Annotated in this window: 19 protein-coding genes and 1 other annotated feature; of the genes, 16 read left to right on the plus strand and 3 right to left on the minus strand. The window is 29.7% G+C overall.

Annotation, left to right across the window (positions count from 1 at the left end; genetic code table 11):
• Positions 1–191: 191 nt before the first annotated feature.
• The 6 genes from COL3_RS16455 (at position 192) to COL3_RS16480 (ending at position 4,975) form a co-directional block, all read left to right on the plus strand.
• The gene (locus tag COL3_RS16455; RefSeq protein ID WP_008424233.1) at positions 192–1,409 is read left to right on the plus strand and encodes a hypothetical protein; all 1,218 of its coding nucleotides are present in this window, start codon (positions 192–194) and stop codon (positions 1,407–1,409) included.
• A gap of 220 nt (positions 1,410–1,629) precedes the next feature.
• Positions 1,630–2,118 (plus strand): hypothetical protein, encoded by a 489-nt coding sequence (locus COL3_RS16460; RefSeq protein ID WP_008424235.1) that lies wholly within the window; start codon positions 1,630–1,632, stop codon positions 2,116–2,118.
• A gap of 33 nt (positions 2,119–2,151) precedes the next feature.
• Positions 2,152–2,880: an ATP-grasp domain-containing protein gene (locus tag COL3_RS16465; protein ID WP_008424238.1), complete on the plus strand. Its 729-nt coding sequence runs from the start codon at positions 2,152–2,154 to the stop codon at positions 2,878–2,880.
• Between the two features lie 54 nt (positions 2,881–2,934).
• Positions 2,935–3,822, plus strand: coding sequence for an ATP-grasp domain-containing protein (locus COL3_RS16470; protein WP_008424240.1), 888 nt, complete (start codon positions 2,935–2,937; stop codon positions 3,820–3,822).
• A gap of 107 nt (positions 3,823–3,929) precedes the next feature.
• Entirely contained in the window at positions 3,930–4,520 is a 591-nt protein-coding gene (locus COL3_RS16475) for an HD domain-containing protein (RefSeq protein ID WP_008424242.1), read from the plus strand.
• 203 nt (positions 4,521–4,723) lie between these two features.
• Entirely contained in the window at positions 4,724–4,975 is a 252-nt protein-coding gene (locus COL3_RS16480) for a hypothetical protein (protein ID WP_008424244.1), read from the plus strand.
• A 94-nt stretch (positions 4,976–5,069) separates the two neighbouring features.
• On the opposite strand, the gene COL3_RS16485 is transcribed toward COL3_RS16480, so the two are convergent.
• Positions 5,070–5,249, minus strand: coding sequence for a hypothetical protein (locus COL3_RS16485; protein WP_008424246.1), 180 nt, complete (start codon positions 5,247–5,249; stop codon positions 5,070–5,072).
• Between the two features lie 441 nt (positions 5,250–5,690).
• Between COL3_RS16485 and COL3_RS16490 the strand changes: the two genes are divergently transcribed.
• The 4 genes from COL3_RS16490 to aspS all read left to right on the plus strand — a co-directional run bounded on the left by COL3_RS16490 (position 5,691) and on the right by aspS (position 8,970).
• Positions 5,691–6,116, plus strand: coding sequence for a gamma-glutamylcyclotransferase family protein (locus COL3_RS16490; RefSeq protein WP_008424247.1), 426 nt, complete (start codon positions 5,691–5,693; stop codon positions 6,114–6,116).
• Positions 6,117–6,317 (plus strand): hypothetical protein, encoded by a 201-nt coding sequence (locus COL3_RS16495; protein ID WP_035283479.1) that lies wholly within the window; start codon positions 6,117–6,119, stop codon positions 6,315–6,317.
• A 25-nt stretch (positions 6,318–6,342) separates the two neighbouring features.
• Entirely contained in the window at positions 6,343–7,089 is a 747-nt protein-coding gene (locus COL3_RS16500) for a hypothetical protein (protein ID WP_008424250.1), read from the plus strand.
• Positions 7,090–7,189: 100 nt separating this feature from the next.
• Positions 7,190–7,414: a binding site (T-box leader), on the plus strand.
• 266 nt (positions 7,415–7,680) lie between these two features.
• Positions 7,681–8,970, plus strand: a complete 1,290-nt coding sequence (gene aspS, locus COL3_RS16505; protein ID WP_008424251.1) for an aspartate--tRNA(Asn) ligase — start codon at positions 7,681–7,683, stop codon at positions 8,968–8,970.
• Between the two features lie 168 nt (positions 8,971–9,138).
• Here the strand turns inward: aspS and COL3_RS16510 are convergent, their stop codons facing one another.
• Positions 9,139–9,903, minus strand: a complete 765-nt coding sequence (locus COL3_RS16510; RefSeq protein WP_008424253.1) for a class III extradiol ring-cleavage dioxygenase — start codon at positions 9,901–9,903, stop codon at positions 9,139–9,141.
• Between the two features lie 392 nt (positions 9,904–10,295).
• Here COL3_RS16510 and COL3_RS16515 point away from each other — a divergent pair, with 392 nt between their 5' ends.
• From COL3_RS16515 to COL3_RS16525, 3 genes are all read left to right on the plus strand, one after another.
• Positions 10,296–10,934, plus strand: coding sequence for an alpha/beta hydrolase (locus COL3_RS16515; protein ID WP_008424254.1), 639 nt, complete (start codon positions 10,296–10,298; stop codon positions 10,932–10,934).
• Between the two features lie 208 nt (positions 10,935–11,142).
• Positions 11,143–12,105: a WYL domain-containing protein gene (locus COL3_RS16520; RefSeq protein WP_008424256.1), complete on the plus strand. Its 963-nt coding sequence runs from the start codon at positions 11,143–11,145 to the stop codon at positions 12,103–12,105.
• A gap of 100 nt (positions 12,106–12,205) precedes the next feature.
• The gene (locus tag COL3_RS16525) at positions 12,206–12,832 is read left to right on the plus strand and encodes a type 1 glutamine amidotransferase family protein (protein ID WP_008424258.1); all 627 of its coding nucleotides are present in this window, start codon (positions 12,206–12,208) and stop codon (positions 12,830–12,832) included.
• Positions 12,833–13,317: 485 nt separating this feature from the next.
• Here the strand turns inward: COL3_RS16525 and COL3_RS29605 are convergent, their stop codons facing one another.
• A complete protein-coding gene (locus COL3_RS29605) occupies positions 13,318–13,443 on the minus strand; it encodes a hypothetical protein (RefSeq protein ID WP_008424259.1) in 126 nt (41 codons plus the stop codon).
• A 281-nt stretch (positions 13,444–13,724) separates the two neighbouring features.
• On the opposite strand from COL3_RS29605, the gene COL3_RS16535 reads away from it, so the two are divergent.
• From COL3_RS16535 to COL3_RS16545, 3 genes are all read left to right on the plus strand, one after another.
• The gene (locus COL3_RS16535) at positions 13,725–14,399 is read left to right on the plus strand and encodes an NAD(P)/FAD-dependent oxidoreductase (protein ID WP_008424261.1); all 675 of its coding nucleotides are present in this window, start codon (positions 13,725–13,727) and stop codon (positions 14,397–14,399) included.
• 219 nt (positions 14,400–14,618) lie between these two features.
• A complete protein-coding gene (locus COL3_RS16540) occupies positions 14,619–15,530 on the plus strand; it encodes a permease (protein ID WP_008424262.1) in 912 nt (303 codons plus the stop codon).
• 295 nt (positions 15,531–15,825) lie between these two features.
• Entirely contained in the window at positions 15,826–16,869 is a 1,044-nt protein-coding gene (locus tag COL3_RS16545; RefSeq protein ID WP_008424263.1) for a galactose ABC transporter substrate-binding protein, read from the plus strand.
• Positions 16,870–17,210 lie beyond the last annotated feature (341 nt).

Here is a 17,210-nt window from a genome sequence, read left to right on the forward strand (position 1 = left end):
GTTACAGATGAAAATGAAGAGATAATTGGATTTAGTGAAGGAGCTCCGCCAATAGGTAAAAATGACAAGGTGCTTTATGCTTTTAGTTTTTAACTTGAATAATGCCAACATTCATATTTAGGAGATAAGGATGAAAATTGTAATGTATATATTGAAGATGAGTAAATACAGTTTACAAGGAGGTGAAATAAGTGGGATTGGATTATTCAATGATGATTTTAATACCAAATAATAAGAAAGAAAAAATTTATGATTATATTAAATTGCATGGCTCATTTTATAGAGATGATAGAAGCTTCTGCAGTTTGAAATTTAACATTGATCATAATGTTATAAAATATATTCAGGGTTGGGATGATTGGAAAATAATGCAGAGCTTTGAAGAAGATTATGATCTTAGCTGTTTTAAAGAAAATGAATTTGATAGTTGTTGGATGATACCTAAGGAATATGATAATTGCAATGGTAATATTACACCAGAATTTCAAGCTGAAATCGGAGGATTTGATATACATGATAAACAATGTAAAGATCATTGTTTAATTAAAATTACAGCTGTAACATCAGATATGAGTCAATTTATCAGTATATCTTTGTCGGTTCATAATTGGCTCATTGAATGTTGTAAATATGTAGAGGCAAAGCTTGGGTACATAGATATGGAGACATATGGAAGCCGCATATTATATTATGATAATAAATCAGTGAATTTATTGTTAGATGGGGATAGCCACATTGAAATGGAATATAATGATTTTATTTCAATGATGTCATTATTTAAAGAATCATTAAATAGCGATAATAAGTCAATAGTAGCTATTATACCAAGCAATAAAAAGATGAAAGTTTATGACTATATAAAATCTCATGGTTCCTATAATGATGATAAAAGAAACTGCGGTTTGGAATTTGATATTGATTATAATGTGATAAGATATCTCCAAGGGTGGAATACTTGGGAAATTAAAAGAAAATGGGAAAAAGATAATGGTATTAAAAATTATAGGGATTTTACTGAGGGGTACTCAAAAATATCAAAAGACGATAGTGGCATTTATGGACATGTAACACCATATTTAAAAGCACATATTGATGGAATTAATATTAATGAAACAATGCTTAATAGTTATACAAAACTTGAGTTTGAAATTAATAGATGGAATATGACCAGATTAGTAGAAAATTCTTTATCAGTTCATAGTTGGCTTATTGATTGTTGCAAATGCTCGGAAGTAGATTTAGGATATATAGGCGTAAGTTCAGGAGAGAATCGTATTTTATATTATAATAAAAAAGCATTAAATTTACTTGTAAGTGGAGAAGAAGCATTAAAAATTCAGTTAAATGATTTTATGTCAATGATAATAACCTTTAAGCGAGCATTAGATTCTGACTATGAATTTTACTAACATAACATAGGAAAAATAGAATATTGTATTTTGCTAAGAGTTTACTTAAAGTAAGCTCTTTTTTGAGCCAAGCAGAATATATGGTTGGTTTGTTTGCTATGCAAACAAATATAAATATTATTTTAAAAAACCTGCAATAAAAGTGTTGACTTTTCTTAGCAGGTTTTGTGGTAAAATATATTTATAATGTATATAATTAGAGGTTAGGCGGGCAAAATTAATGGATTTTGTATGGGTAGGTTTTGACAAGGAAATTAATATTAATAGAGTATGTTCTTTTATAAAAGAGAAATTCAACTTGAAAGAATGCAATGAATATGATTTGGCAAGGTATGAAGATTTTGTGGAAATACTAAGGCGATTAAAAATAGATACTTTTATGGAAAATGATGTTTCAGCATTTTATGAAATAAGAAGAAATAAAAGTGAATTCCCGTTAATTATAGAATTTAGTTCATTAAAAGACTTAGAAAATGAAGCTAGAATAGATATATATCTTGCATATAAATTATCAATTATATTGCAGTGTAAGACAATTACTGATGGAACATATTTGGGCGATGATATCAGTGAATATTGGGATATAATTTTTGATAAAGGAGAACCATTTTTAGCAGATGATTCAGGTACTAAATTTTGCGACGATAGGGATGGTAAAATAAAGATTATAAGAAAGATGACTTTCGAAGAATTAAAACTAAATAGATAGAATAAAAAATTTGATAATTGAGAGTGAGTTTTTATGAAAGTTTATATAAGAAAAAGTTTTGATAACGAAATGGCAAATCGTAATTTTTTTGCAGCATTTAGCGGGTTTAAACAAATGGGATTTGAAATAAAATTCTTTAAAAATATAAAAGAGTTAGAGGATAATTCAAAAGAAGATGTAATAGTAAGCTTTGTTGATGATGTAAGAATGGCATTGCACAGGTACAATATTATAACACCTGAGATTGATTACCCAGAAGAATTAAAAAATTATTTAGGAAGAAAAGTTTGGAAAACGAAATTAAGTGTTATAGCCAATAATCCAGACAATTGGAATGTTTTTATTAAACCAATTGAAGATAAGAAGTTTACTGGAGTAGTAGTCAGAAGCACCAAGGATTTAATTGGTTGTGGCACCTACAATGAAGATCCTGATATTTTCTGTTCGGAGATTGTAAATTTCGTTGCGGAGTGGAGATGTTTTGTTTGGTATGGAAAAATATTAGACATTAGAAGATATAGAGGAGATTGGAAAATGCATTTTGATCCTTCGGTAGTTGAAAATGCTGTAGCGCAATTTAAATCTGCACCAAAGGGGTACGCCATAGATTTTGGTTTGACTGATAAGGGGGAAACTTTATTAATTGAAGTTAATGATGGATATTCTTTGGGCTGTTATGGATTATTTGATATAGACTATGCAAAGCTATTGTCTGCAAGGTGGGCTGAATTAACTAATACAATTGATGAGTGTAATTTTTAGGACTATTATCTATCTATTAATATGAAGTTTTAGATTTACAGGAGGAATTGATATATGGAGAATGATTTTAGTTTTTTATTTTGCAGCGATCCACTTAATAAGAGAAAACCAGATATAGATTATGCAGAAGAATATAAAGAAGCAAAAGCTAATGGGTTCAATGTGCTTTTATTTAGTTATGAAGATTTACTAGAGTTTGGTAAAGTAAATGTAAATTTAAGTGAAGAAAATTGCAGCGTAATTTATAGAGGGTGGATGCTTAAACCTAAAGATTATGAATGCCTTTATAATAACCTTGCAGAAAAGAATTATTATCTTATGAATAGCCCTATGGAATATGTAAATGCTCATTATTTACCTAATTGGTATAAACATTTGGAAAGATTAACACCGAAAACAATATGGAGCAATGGTATTCCAAATGATAAAGATATCATAGAGATGTTAAAAGAATTTGGAGAAGAATCGGTAATAGTTAAAGATTACGTTAAATCCCGCAAACATGAATGGTATAAAAGCTGTTATATTGAAAATGCTTCAGAAATAGAAAAAGCACTTCAAATAGTTAATAATTTTATTAAAGGTCAGGGAGAAGATTTAAACCAAGGCGTAGTTTTAAGAGAATTTGTTCATTTAGAATCAATTGGATTTCATGAAAAGAGTGGAATGCTAATTTCAAATGAATTGAGATTATTTATATTTAACTATAGGGTTGTTTGTACAATAGGTTATTGGGATGGTAAAGGGATAGATGAATACCCTAAGTTTGTAGATGAAGTATTAGAAAAACTTAAAAGTGTAAAAAGTAACTTCTTTACTGTTGATATAGCTAAAAAATGTGATGGAGAGTGGATTGTTATGGAACTTGGAGATGGACAAGTTTCGGGATTGCAGGATTATGAAGTTAAGAGATTTTATAAGGATTTAATTTACTATTTATAACAAAGAAGAATCTTAATATCATAAATCTTAAAAAGTAATTTGTTACTATAAATTTTAGTAACAAAATAGCGAGAAAATAGAGTATTTCGTAAATTAGGAGGATTTAGATGAGTTATAGTAATGATAGAAATGAACTTAGCAGTATACTCCTTAATATTAAAGGAGAAGAAATTTTATCTCATGAAGATGAAATATTAGAACTAGTACCTGAACTTATAATATGTAATAAATGTGAACATGAGCATAGAGCGCATAAATATAATGTTTATATTCATATTCTTCATGTAGTTGCAGGAGTAGAAAATGATTTGATACTTAAGCTTGCAGCTTTATTCCATGATATTGGAAAGCCTTATGTTAAGAAAAAGGTAAATGATAAGACAAGCTATCTTGGACATCAGGAGGTTAGCAATACAATCTCCAAGCTTGTGTTAAGTAGACTTGGGTATGAGGAAAGTATAATAAAGGATGTATGTACTTTAATAAAAATTCATGACGATAAAATTGGAGCTAATATTGATGCAATAGAATCGGCTTTAAATAGCATTGGAAAAGAAAATTTTGAAAGATTACTAAAATTGCAGACAAGCGATCTTTCAGCACATGCAGATGGATATGCAGAAATAATGCTTCCTAAGCTAGATAAAGCTAAAGAATTGTATTTTGGAGAGTTTGATAGAGATAAAAGCTGTAATTAAGTTGTTAAATATGCAAAGAACAAATTATATATCCCATTGACTTTATTAAGTTAAAGAGAATTGTAATTATATGCAATTCTTTTTTTTATGTCTAGGAAAGTATAAAAATCGCGACCGCTGAAAGCGAGGTGTAGGCTCGCATTAAGAAAATATATTAAATGCAAAGGCGATACTTTTGTTTTTCATACATCAAAGGCTGAATTATGAATGAATATAGTACAAATGCCAATATTAAGAGGTGCATTTTGATAAACTTAGAATATAAAAATGGATTGTTATTTGTTAATATGAATATTGGATATAAAGAAAATATACTATCGCTTAAAAATGTTGTTGTAGATACAGGAGCTTCATATACTATCATAAATCCAGGTAGTGTATATGAATTTGGAATTAAAGCAGAGGCAGATGATAAATTTATAAAACAAAATAAATTTTGTCAGTTAAATAGGTAAAACCCCCGACATTAGTCGAGGGTTTTATGTAGCTTCGATACCTGATATTTTAAATATAACAATTTTAATTCTTTTGGATTTACATTTACCACAGTTAAAGTAGATTTTTGGATTTTAACTTATTGATGCTTTGCTTGACTAAAGAAATTGCTTCGGACTCACTTTGTCCCTTATGCTTTATTTCGGTATTACCTATTTTTGCAATTGCCTTATATGGGTATTGATTTTCATTATTCTGTATTACGATGATTTCATGATCCCTATATTTTTCCATAAAGCATACCACCTTTATATATTTTATAATATTATACCATACTCTAAATATTTTGAATATTCTATCTATTAAAATTTTACCTAAAAAATAATAATTATAGTGTAAGGTTGAATATATAAACATTGAATTTAAAGGCTTCAGCTTTAATTATGTTATGGAAATAATATGCTATAATAAACATAAAAAGCTGAAAATACTCAAAACTAAGTAAGAAAGAAATATTAAAAATTAAGATTTGAATAATTAGATAATATAGGGGATTAGTTTGAGTAATATAAAAAATAAGGGATTTATATAGAAATTATTATAGTAAATTATTTTTTATGTTTAATATAAAGTGAATAGTATAACTAAACAAGGTCTTGAGATGTCAAAAGATTTGTATACGGTCATATTGGGTATAATTAAATAATTGCAATATTTTTAAGGGGTGGTGTAAAGATGAATAAGTTTTACCTTTTTTCATATGGAACATTAATGGATATAGAAATACAAAAAATATTATTTAGTAGAGAAATTAATATGATTGATGCGACGTTGGAAAATCACTCAGTATATGCAGATTCAGATGGATATTATTATGTAAAAGAGAAAGCTGGTCAATCTATACAAGGTAAAGTCTTAGAATTAACACAAGAAGAAATTTGGATTGCCGATCAGTGGGAAGAAATTCCTAAATATCTTAGAGAAAATATTAAAATTAGACTGAATGATGGGAGTTATAAAGAAGTATTTATATACATAAAAACAAATGTTAAATCAGAAATACAGGTCAAACCTAATGAGGTATCTAATTATTCAATTGATGAGGTTATACAAATAGCTGGTGATTTTAAGAAACAATTAAATGATATTACGATTCCTTAAGTGTATGATTCATCTCAAATATATGCGTCAGAAAATTTACTGATTGTTATTCAGCAAAGCTTTGATGATAATTTTAAGGAGAGATTAGGACAACAAGCATTAACATTATTTATAATTGAAGCTATACAATTACAAGATACGGCTGTAAGCAAACTTGATTTCTTAATTAGTGGAGAGATCCATATGTCAAGAAATAACTAATAGGAGCTAAAAGGAGATTTGAAAAATGAATAAAGTAATATATTTTAACAAGATAGTTACTGTTACTATGATATTAACTTTACTAGCAGGCTGTGGGGAAGCAACTAAACAAGTAGAGACAAGCCCTTCAAATCAAAACACAGCTAGTGAGGATAATATTAGTCCAAATTCAAGTAACAAAGAGGAAGTTAAGCCCGTTGAAACTACAAATCAAGATTCAAAAGAAGTTATGATAGATGCCAATTTAAAAAAGAAGTTAGATACTTTTTTTAGTAATTTCTCGGAAGTACATTTAAAATCTTTTGAAAAAGATAAACTTGATGATAGCAGTCTCATAGCTTTTGGAATAGGGCATATCATGATCAATAATTTTAAGCTTATTCAGTTAAAGGGTGATAAAGGTTACATTAAAGCCGAAGATGTTGATGAAAAGGCTTTATATTATTTTGGGAAAAAGGTAAATCAACATAAAAATACAGGTGAATATATTTTTGAAAATGGGCTTTATAAGATTACAATGGCTTCAGGGGATGCATATACTTTCTCACAAATTGATAAGCTATATGATTTAGGAAATAATAAATATAAAGCAGAAGTTAGTGTTTATACAGCTTCAAGTGGTTATACTGGAGATTCTCATGGCACCATTGATGAGTGGAGAGCTAGTGGAGATGAAGTGCCAAAATTAAGCAATAAAGTTACCGCAACAATAGAAAAAATTAATCAAGATGGAAATGAACGTTATATTTTGATTGAATACAATATGAATTAATTGCTTTGTATAAAAAAGACCAGCATAGTGAGAAAGATTTTGATTAATTAAGTTATAATGTTGACAAGTTTGAATTTTATTGCTACTATACAATAAATATACAAATTCTATGAAGAGAATAGTAAATATTATCTTAGTATCTTAAGCGAGTAGAGGATGGTGGAAGCTCTATGAGAAAAGTTTTATTGAAGACATCTCGGAGAAGCTTATCTGAAAATAATAGTAAGATAAGACGGATTCCCACGTTAAAGGGATTTAAGATGGCTTAAGTTATGTACTTAGTCAAAGTAGAATGGTACCGTGAAGTATAGCTTTCACTTCTATAATGAAGTGGAAGCTTTTTGTATTTCAATTTAAAATGAATTAAGGCCTGTTCATTTTATGTATTATTTCAATTTTAACTATGTATATTATTTATGCTAATTAGGGTGGTACCGCGGATTTTTCGCCCCTTCAGTTAAGTTTTAGCTGGAGGGGATTTTTTATAGACAATTATTATAATAGCTACAGCTTAGGCTGATTTTTACTTGAAGGATTGAAATAAAATTTTGTCCTTATTATCGTATACCAATATTTTGAGGAGTGAAAAAAATGCAAAGAACAATGATAAATGAATTAAATAAAAAGATAAATGAGAGTGTAGAAATTAAAGGATGGGTTCATAAGCTTAGAAAATTAAAAGCTATAACTTTTATAATATTAAGAGATAGAACTGGCCTTGTACAATGCATAGTAGAAAATGCAAAATTAAAAGGTATTGATATTAAGCTAGAATCTGTAGTGAGTATCATTGGAAGAGTTATAGAAAACAACAATAAATTAAATTCCTTTGAATTGAATATTGAAACTATAAAGGTGCTTTCAAGTTGTGATGAACAGCTTCCCATAGAAATTAATAAGGAAAATCTAGAGGTTAATTTAGATATTATGCTAAATAATCGAATGCTTAGTTTAAGACATGAAAAAGTTAATTCTATATTTAAAATACAAAATATTATAGTAGATGGTTTCAGGAAGTTTTTGGTTAAGGAAGGTTTTACAGAAATATCGACTCCAAAACTTGTTGAAGAAGGTGCAGAAGGAGGCACCGAAGTATTTAAGGTTCAGTATTTTGAAAAACAGGCATATTTAGCACAAAGTCCTCAATTTTATAAACAAATGATGGTAGGCGCTGGCTTTGAAAGTGTTTTTGAAATTGGTCATGTATATAGGGCAGAAGAGCATAATACTACAAGGCATTTAAATGAATATGTTAGTATGGATTTAGAAATGGGCTTTATTGAGGATGAGAAGGATATAATGAGTTTAGAAGAAGAATTATTAAAATTTATTTTAAACAAGGTAAGCTCTGAGGGAGATAAATATCTTAAGTTACTAGATGTGAAAATTCCAGCTATAGAAAATAATATTCCTAGAATAAAGTTCAGTGAGGCTCTAGAGATTTTAAAAACAAAATATAATAAAACGGACTTAGAGGGAGACATGGACCCGGAAGGTGAAAAATTAATATGTAAACATGCAAAAGAAGCCTTTGGTAGTGATTTTATATTTTTAACCCATTATCCAAGGAAAAAGAGACCAATGTACACAATGCCTTGTGGAGAAAGTGAAACTCATAGTTTTGACTTATTATTTAGAGGAGTTGAAATAACTACAGGAGGCCAAAGGATTCATCAATATAATGCATTAATAGAAAATATAAAGTACAAAGGATTAAATCCATCAAATTATGAAAGTTATATTGATAATTTTAAATATGGAATGCCCCCTCATGGAGGACTCGCAATAGGCCTTGAAAGGATAACTGCATTATTGCTTGATATAGATAATGTTAGAAAAACTACACTTATTCCAAGGGATAGAACAAGACTAGTACCCTAGTGAATAATTATCTCTACCAACTGAAACAACAAAGTTACTTCTATTTCGGTAAATATAATTTTAAGTATTATGAATATCTGTATCAATTACAACACCAAGCTTGGCAGATATAGTAGATGAAAATAACCTTGAGATAAAGCCTAAAAGGTTTTATTCTCAAGGTTATTTTTAAAATTCAAAGCAAAGATAACTTAAGTTTCCTAATTGATAATTTCTATATATAACTTTAGGGGCTAATTCCAAGCTGCTGCCTAAAGCTATAAATAGAGGGACAAAATGGTCAGCAGTTGGAACTGCTAAATTAGCATGGGGCGCATATTTTCTGTAGTTATTAAGGGCATTTATATCGTTGCTTTCTATTTTGTCAATCAACCAATCATCAAACTCTTTGGCCCAAGAATCAATAGTCGTGCTATCAAAATCAACTAATCTTAGATTATGAACTGTATTTCCACTTCCAAGAACTAAAATATCTTCATTAGCAAGTTCTTTAATAGCATCACCTATTTTAATTTGCTGTTCAATAGGCAGAGTATAATTAATAGAAACTTGAACAACAGGTATATTAGCTTTTGGATAAAGATGTTGTAAAACAGTCCAAGCGCCATGATCTAAGCCTCTTGTTAAATCAGTCTTTACATCAATACCTGAATTAATTAATTTATTTTGAATTTTTGCTGCAATAGCACTGGAACCTTTTGCAGGATATTTAATTTTATAAAGTTCTTCTGGAAATCCATAAAAATCATACATAGTATCATATATAGAATCAGAAGCAGAAATAGTAAGTGTTTCAGTTGTCCAATGCGCTGTGAACACAACTATAGCTTTTGGTTTAATAGAGTTTCCAAGGCTGTTTAAAAATTTAGTATATACGCTTTGCTCAATTGCCATCATAGGTGAACCATGAGCTAAAAATAAAGGTTTAATCATATGTAAATACCTCCTCAAAATTTTTTCTTTATTCTTTGTCTAAACTATAAAATTATTTTATTAATTCTCGAGTATCCTTTTTATTCATACAAAATCTCCTGTAATAATAACTATTATTTAAGAAAAATTATAACGGAATACTTATCGTATGCCAACTATTTTTGCTGGAATTCTTATTTTGATATCGTGGATGATAGAACAAGTGTTAGATAGATGACGAGATAGGCACCACACAGCCTCATTTAAACGCAAATTTTTTCTTAAATGAATTCTTCACAATACATGAATTGAAATATATGTTATAAATAATATATAGTGGTAGATTAGTGTTGAGTAAAATTTACTTTGATAACACACATAAAATTAGACTTTAGAAAGGAGGCTATAAAGAAATGAGATTATTATTGTTATATGGAGTGAATTGTACAACTAAAATATGGGACCGGATAAAACCATATTTAAATAAATTTGAAGTTGATTATGTAGAGTATCCGCATGAGATTACATTAAAAGCTAAAAAAGTTAATGATATTAGTAAGTGGGTTTATGAAAACTTCAATCATAATTATGATGCAGTTATTGGACATAGCCTAGGAGGTATAATTGCTCTGGAACTTGTTGAGATATACAAAATGAAGTTTAACAAAATAGTGATGATAGATACAAATTTAAAGCCAGCAAATGAATTTTACCGGAATTTGATGACCCTAGAAAACGAAAAGGAATTCGGCAAAGAGATTTTTGACATGTTTCGAAAAGAAAAAGAGTTTTATACAAATACATTATTCAATGCAATTCAAGAAGATTTTGATTATACAAGTTATGTTAAAGAGATAAAGCAAAAAATTTATGTGGTGTATGGTGATAGAAACTTACCAAATTATGAAAAGAAAATTGATGACTTGAATTTGACAGATGAAATACTAAAGAATATAGATTTGAGATTCGTCAATAATGCATGTCATTTAGCAATGATTGAAAACCCAAAACAGTTGTATAAAATTATCGAATCTATAGTTGAAGAGGGTTAAATTACAATAGTAAATTATGACGATTTAACTGTAGTTAGTATTAGTTTATATATTATGAAGAAAAAGGACTGTCCCCATTGATTCCCTTTAACAAACAAAGGGCGTTAAAGATGCTAATTTAATATGAGAAAAATATGTCTTGGCAATGAGGTGCATTACATTTATTTATAAATGATACTATTAAAAATCTAGGGAAGTGGGGCGCATTATGCCAAAAAATGATAATATGCTAGCAATTTTATGGATGCTGAATTCAGGTACAAAAATAACTGCAAAGCAAATATCCGAAAGGCTAGAAATAAACATAAGGTCAGTTTATCGTTATATAGATGCACTGTGTGTTAGTGGAGTGCCAATAATATCGGAGTCTGGTCATAACGGTGGATATAGTTTGCATAACAATTTTATACGAACACCCTTGTTTTTTGATATTGAAGAGAAAAAATCACTTTTACATGCTGCAACTTTTGCAATGGAAGCAGGATATCCTTTTACGGAAGCACTAAATAGTGCAACATCAAAGTTAAAGATGTTCTCAAATCAAGAACAAGAAAAAGCTCTTAATCGTCATTTAGTCGGATTTGAAGTGGTCAGCCGTATTTGCGATCCAGCTGTCAAACCTATATTAATGGAACTCGAGCAAGCTGTTGCTAATGAATGCTCTATGGAAATTGAATATTGTTCAGGTTATGAAGGGCATCTTAAGCATAGGGTTGTTGACCCCTATGGGATGCTTTACTGGAACAATAAATGGTATACTATTGCATTTTGCCATCTTAGGAATGAAATTCGTAGTTTTAGGGTAGACAGAATAGTAAATATTATAAGCACTAAAAATTCGTTTAACCGTCCTGAAGCTTTTTCAGCACGTGAGTTTTTTACAAAAAACTTATTATCAAATGTGGAAAGCCAAGTAGGACTTTGCACTTTAGTAATTGAGGGCAAGTCAGAAGCATTGAATGACCTTTGTTCACATTGGTTTTTAGGATATCATCTCATAGAACGAACTGAATGCAGAGCTAATTTTTTAATGGATGAAGACTCAATCAATACCTATGTTCCTCATATTCTACTTCAATATGGTAAATCAATAAAGGTGCTTGAACCAAATAGTTTTAAAGATGCTATGGCAGAAATTCTTAAAGATTTGATGGCCCATTATCTTCACTGACTGAGTTTGTCAGTGAAGATAATATATAATAGCTCAAGATGGAGTTTGCAAACATCCTCTAATAAATAGTAACAATAAAATGAATGTGGAGGAATAGAAAATGAAGAATACAGTATATCTTTATGTATTTGATACAATGGCAGACTGGGAAATAGCTTATTTAAGCACTGAAATCAATTCGGGAAGGTACTACAAAAAGGGATTAATGCCGCTAAAAGTAGTAACGGTAGGAATTACTAAGAGCCCTATTACTACAATGGGAGGCCTGAAAATATTGCCAGAAATTGAACTTAAGGAGTGTAATGCTCATGATACTGCTGCTTTGATTCTACCTGGTGGGAATACATGGACAGAAGCAATTCATGCTCCCATCATAAGAATGGCTGAAAAATATTTAGAGGAAGGTATTGTTGTAGGGGCAATTTGTGGTGCTACAATAGGACTTGCTATGGGGGGAGTACTGGATAAGCGAGCTCATACAAGCAATGACTTGGGGTATCTTAAAATGGTCTGCCCAAGCTATGATGGAGAAAAGTATTATAAGCAGGAATGTGTAGTAACCGATGGAAATTTGGTTACTGCTTCTGGAATAGCTCCCCTTGAATTTGCTTTGCATATATTGAAAATTCTAGATGTATTCTTACCGCAAACCCTAGATTCCTGGTACAATCTTTATAAAACCCAAGAATCAAATTATTTCTTTGAGCTTATGAACTCAATTCAATAAAATGGCTTAAAGTGGGTAAGATAGCTACTTTTCACCACCTTTTACTTTAGCGCGGGTTTTGTCGGCAATGTGGTTGACACCCATCCAAGGAATCAAGAGTATCTCATTGTTTATGATTATAATTCTCCGATAATCAGCTATGGTGTCGAAGTAAGAATCCATTAATCTTTGGAACTGCTTGGAGGATAAGATGCAATGACTAAAGTTAATAAGTATAATTATTAGTACGCATTCTTCCTAAAATGAAACTTCAAAGTGTACAGCAAAATAAATAAGGCACCTTACAGGTACCCTTTATGAGAAACTTAAACGAACATTATTATATATAATAAAACGGTAATCGCTTTTAAGAGGTATTAAAGGATTTGCAGTAGAGTTAGCTGGTATTCGTATTAGTTGTTGTATCTTTCTATCAGAGTCAATGATAAATAATAGACCTTCGACGAAAGGTTCGTGATTTGTAACATTATAGGAAACATTTTCGACTAAGCTAAATCTTTCATTGTATAGAAACCTTGAGAAAATTGTTTAGTTTCAGCCATGGCAGTAGATGTATTAAAAGTAAATGAGAAGAATAAAAAAATGGATAAAATAAGAGCGAATTTTTTCATTAATCTAACCACCTTTCATTATATAAATAATCTATAACTAAGTATTTAAGTAATCTAAACTATATTATGTGGAAATGTGAAATATATATTCAAGATATTAAATAAATAGAACTTAACTTTAATATAGACCATATATTAAAGGTTTCTTAATATATTTAGAATATTTTGAATATCATGATTTTGCTAGAGTTTGAAATAAAAATATGATAGAATAATTGATAGAAATTATTAAATAATATGAATAATCTATATTTAAAAATTGAATTTAGGAGAGATACGCGATGAAAACTGATTTATTAGAAAAAGGAGCAATAGTACAAAGGGATAAGGAAACATATGCAATTGCTCCACATTTAACTGCTGGAATTGTAACTCCAGATATTTTAAGAAATATTGCAGATGTAGCTGAAAAGTATAATGCAGCAGCTATTAAAGTTACAGGAGCTCAAAGAATTGCATTAGTCGGATTAAAGGAAGAGGATTTAGATAATGCTTGGCAGGATCTAGGGATGGACCCAGGTGCTGCAGTAGGCTTATGTGTAAGAAGCATAAAAGTATGCCCAGGAACTACTTTTTGTAAAAGAGGCCTTCAAGATTCAGTAACAGTTGGATCAAAATTGGATAGCTTATATCATGGAATGGAATTACCTAATAAGTTAAAAATAGGTGTAAGCGGCTGTCCTCATAGTTGTGCAGATAGTGCAATTAAGGATATAGGATTAATAGGAAGTGGAAAAGGATGGATGCTTTATGTTGGCGGAAAAGGTGGAGTTAAGCCAAGATTAGCAGACAGAATAGCACTTTGTGTTTCAGAAGAAAAGGTATATGATTTAGTAGAAAAAGTTATTGAAATATATAGAGAAAATGCAACTAACAGGGAAAGATTGGGAGATTACATAGATAGAGTAGGATTAGAGGAGTTCAAAGAACAAATAGATCTTAATAGCTATCTATAAAAGAAAAATAACGATTAATAAGCTGAGATTTTCTTATATTTAGAAAGTCTCAGCTTTAATAAATAACATGTCTTAGAAGGATCCACTTTGAATGTACCTAAAGAATTTAATTTTTATTATGTTTGATTTAATGCATCAAAAGAAGATATAATAAAACAAGATTTAACCTTAGTTATAAATAAATTAGCGGAAATTGCTTGTTATGAAAGGACGGCTTAAATGAAAGAAGTATTGGTCAAATCATTAGGATTTATCTTTATTGTGGCTCTAGGATATATACTTAAGAAAAGGGGCTTTTTTAAGAAGGAAGATGGACTTTTTTTGTCCAAGATAGTGATGAATATAACATTGCCAGCGGCATTAATTGCTGGGGCAAGCAGTATGAATATAAATTATGTAGCAATTATTATTATTTTAGTGGGTCTAACTAGTAATTTATTTGATATTGTTCTTGTAAAAGCTATAGAGCGTAGAAATTCAACCGTTGAAAAAGCTATAGGGATGATTAATTGTTCTGGTTATAATGTAGGTAACTTTGCGATTCCATTTGCAGCTAGTTTTTTTGAACCCACAGCTCTTCTTTATATGTGTATGTTTGATATGGGGAATTCTTGTATGGTGCTTGGGGGATCCTATGCATTGGCTAAAAATGAAGTAGATGGTAGCGGAAGATTAAATATTAAAAATTTAATAAAGACCTTATTAAGGACAGTTCCATTTGATGTCTTAATATTTTTATTTATTATGTCAGCATTAAAAATATCAATTCCCAAAGAAATTACGACAATTGCTTCGATGATTGGGTCTGCTAATGCATTTCTTGCAATGCTCATGATAGGAATTATATTAGAAATTAATATTACAAGGAATCAAGCAAAAGCAGTTACTAAATTGCTCGGAATTAGGTATTTAGGTAATGTGATTCTCAGCTTAATTGTTTATGCTTTTTTACCAGTTCCAATTTTGGCAAAACGAATGATTGTAGTTGTTTTATTTTCTCCCTTGTCTACAATATCAGCAGTATATAGTAAAATGATAGATCCAGATAATCCAATTCCAGCTATAGCTAATTCCATTAGTATTATACTCGGAATTTGTATAATGACTGGTTTATTGATTGTGTTTACATAAGGTTTAGATATCCAACTTATAACCTAAACTTATGCGTATACCAACCGAAATTTGATACATATTGTATGAAGCATAATATTTACTATAGAATTAAAACCATAGAGAAAAGCAAATCTCTATGGTTTTTACTTATACTTTAACATATTTCTCCGAAGGAGCGTGGCACAGCCATCTTTTTGTTTTAAGGTTTTCTATATAGTCCAAGTTATTTAAGTTTAGTAATGAATAAATTTTATGAATATAGAGAGTCTATATTTATACAATCTAATGAAAACACAATGTATGGAGGATTTAAATGAATATATTTAAAAAGCTTCAATCAATTACTATAGCCATATTATTTATTTTTAATATAAGCCAATTTAGTGTGCATGCTATGCAAAACTCAGCTAATGGCGCACCTCTTAAAGTAGCTGTATTTATCAGTAGCTTTGATGATTTATTTTTGTATGAGATTAAAAAAAATTTAGAAGATATTCAGGTTGAAAATAATAATAAAGTTCAGTTTACTTTTTTTGATGGTAAAGGGAATCAAGGTATCCAAAATGATAGCATGGAAAAAGCACTTAATGAAAACTTTGACCTTTTTGTATTACGTCCTGTTAATAAAACCATAAGCAGTCTTCAAGATATTTTCACTAAAATACAACAAAGAAATATTCCACTAATTCTTTTACATGATAAAACTCCGTCAATATTAAATTTCCTTAGGACTTATCCAAAAGCTTTTATTATTGATACAAATCTTGTTCAATCTGGAACTCTAGAAGGACAAATCCTTGCTGATGCTTGGAATGCTAATAAAGAAGTTTTTGATAAAAATAAGGATAATATAATGCAATATGTTATGCTAAAAGGTCCATCTGACAGCAACATAACATCCATAAGAAGCAAGTATTCAATTCAAGCAATTAATGAAGCAGGAATAAAAACTCAGGAGCTTACATCGACTACCTGCAATTTTCTAGAAGAGTGTGGGAGAACTGCTATCGAATCAATGTTTTTAACTTACGATGATAAAATTGAAGCAATAATTTCTAATAATGATGCTATGGCAATAGGTGCTATTAAAGGACTTCAAGAATATGGATATAATAAAGGAGGTACATCTAAATATATTCCAGTTGTCGGAATTGATGCTTTACCAGAAGCTAAAGAGTTAATTAATCAAGGCATTATGACAGGTACCGTGGCGCAAGATCCACGTGAACATGCAAATGCAATTTATTCTATAGGAATGAATTTAGTTTCAGGTGCACCGCCTCTTAAAGGTACAAATTATAAAGTTGATGAAACAGGCATTGCAATTCAGTTGCCTTATTATAAATATGCTAAATAAATTGAATATTTAACTAAATGAATTAACTCACTACTGTTTATACAATAGAGCTGTCACATATTTCCCTTTGATTCTATGAGAAATAAGCTGAGATTTTCTTATATTTAGAAAGTCTCAGCTTTAATCATTTATTATTTTTCTATGACTTTTTAAGTACCATTTGCTAATAGGTATCTAAATGATTTGTCGGCTCATGTCGAAGTAACGTGTTTGATTTGCTAAAAGCATTCCCAAATGACATTTGAGCCTTAGAATTGTATAGTTTAGAAGCTTTATTTTTTACACTATTACATTTATAATACATATATGGAAGTTTATGAACAACCAAAGCAAGTAAAGAC

Origin of the sequence: Clostridium sp. LS, assembly GCF_002760435.1 — a bacterium.
Taxonomy (GTDB): domain Bacteria; phylum Bacillota; class Clostridia; order Clostridiales; family Clostridiaceae; genus Clostridium.

Bases quoted from the DNA above. Each gene is read 5' to 3' on its own strand.
- COL3_RS16520 (WP_008424256.1), top strand. From the start codon at position 11,143: ATGCCAAAAAATGATAATATGCTAGCAATTTTATGGATGCTGAATTCA.
- COL3_RS16515 (WP_008424254.1), top strand. From the start codon at position 10,296: ATGAGATTATTATTGTTATATGGAGTGAATTGTACAACTAAAATATGG.
- aspS (WP_008424251.1), top strand. From the start codon at position 7,681: ATGCAAAGAACAATGATAAATGAATTAAATAAAAAGATAAATGAGAGT.
- COL3_RS16500 (WP_008424250.1), top strand. From the start codon at position 6,343: ATGAATAAAGTAATATATTTTAACAAGATAGTTACTGTTACTATGATA.
- COL3_RS16545 (WP_008424263.1), top strand. From the start codon at position 15,826: ATGAATATATTTAAAAAGCTTCAATCAATTACTATAGCCATATTATTT.
- COL3_RS16480 (WP_008424244.1), top strand. From the start codon at position 4,724: ATGAATGAATATAGTACAAATGCCAATATTAAGAGGTGCATTTTGATA.
- COL3_RS16510 (WP_008424253.1), bottom strand. From the start codon at position 9,903: ATGATTAAACCTTTATTTTTAGCTCATGGTTCACCTATGATGGCAATT.
- COL3_RS16465 (WP_008424238.1), top strand. From the start codon at position 2,152: ATGAAAGTTTATATAAGAAAAAGTTTTGATAACGAAATGGCAAATCGT.
- COL3_RS16475 (WP_008424242.1), top strand. From the start codon at position 3,930: ATGAGTTATAGTAATGATAGAAATGAACTTAGCAGTATACTCCTTAAT.
- COL3_RS29605 (WP_008424259.1), bottom strand. From the start codon at position 13,443: ATGAAAAAATTCGCTCTTATTTTATCCATTTTTTTATTCTTCTCATTT.
- COL3_RS16470 (WP_008424240.1), top strand. From the start codon at position 2,935: ATGGAGAATGATTTTAGTTTTTTATTTTGCAGCGATCCACTTAATAAG.
- COL3_RS16535 (WP_008424261.1), top strand. From the start codon at position 13,725: ATGAAAACTGATTTATTAGAAAAAGGAGCAATAGTACAAAGGGATAAG.
- COL3_RS16460 (WP_008424235.1), top strand. From the start codon at position 1,630: ATGGATTTTGTATGGGTAGGTTTTGACAAGGAAATTAATATTAATAGA.
- COL3_RS16485 (WP_008424246.1), bottom strand. From the start codon at position 5,249: ATGGAAAAATATAGGGATCATGAAATCATCGTAATACAGAATAATGAA.
- COL3_RS16525 (WP_008424258.1), top strand. From the start codon at position 12,206: ATGAAGAATACAGTATATCTTTATGTATTTGATACAATGGCAGACTGG.
- COL3_RS16540 (WP_008424262.1), top strand. From the start codon at position 14,619: ATGAAAGAAGTATTGGTCAAATCATTAGGATTTATCTTTATTGTGGCT.
- COL3_RS16490 (WP_008424247.1), top strand. From the start codon at position 5,691: ATGAATAAGTTTTACCTTTTTTCATATGGAACATTAATGGATATAGAA.